This window comes from Prevotella sp. MGM2 (assembly GCF_002933955.1).
Lineage (GTDB): Bacteria > Bacteroidota > Bacteroidia > Bacteroidales > Bacteroidaceae > Alloprevotella.
Window position 1 is genome coordinate 1 of record NZ_BEWW01000266.1, and the last position, 718, is coordinate 718.

At 49.0% G+C, this 718-nt stretch carries 1 protein-coding gene; it reads right to left on the reverse strand.

Going from position 1 to position 718, the window contains the following annotated elements:
* The coding region (locus C5S62_RS06780) for a pseudouridine synthase (protein WP_133159529.1) at positions 1-446 on the reverse strand (446 nt) is incomplete at its 3' end.
* Positions 447-718 lie beyond the last annotated feature (272 nt).

Here is a 718-nt window from a genome sequence, read left to right on the forward strand (position 1 = left end):
GCGTAGCGTTCGCTGCGTCCTATGGTGCGGAAGTCCAGTATGGCCTGTTTGCTGCCGCTCACCTCGCGGCGGTGTGCATAAGCCTTGTTTTGCTTTTCGTTGCGTGTGAGCCAGTGTTCGAGCCTCACCGAAGCCTCGCCGGCCAGTACGGCGGGGGAGGCGGTCACTATGGCATGGTACGTTTTTCTTACCTTGCCCGTGCGGAACATTTCGTTGAGCCGTGAGAGCGCCTTACCGGTGCGTGCAAACACGACTACGCCGCTCACCGGACGGTCCAGACGATGTACCACGCCAAGAAATACCTTGCCGGGCTTGGCGTATTTTTCCTTGAGGTAAGCCTTCACTGTTTCGCTTAGGGGGCAGTCGCCGGTTTTGTCGCCCTGTACGATTTCGCCCGGTGCTTTGCTGACGATGATAATATGGTTGTCTTCGTAAAGTACGGTCATTGGATACATTTTTTATGGTCTGCATCGTAGGGACAGAGGCGGAGAGGTTATCCCTCCATGTCCTTTTTTTGAATGTCGGGCCGTTGTCTTGTTTTTTATGCAAACTTAGGGAAAAAAAATGAGTTATGTGTCATTTCATTTAATTTCCTTTTGCGGAAAGTCGGTGCGGGTTTCCGCGTTATTTATAAGTTTTCATTTTAACATATTTAACTTTCTTTTACTTTTCCAAGTGTTAAAACATAGGTGGTAAGTAATGTCTGGCAAAAAGTATG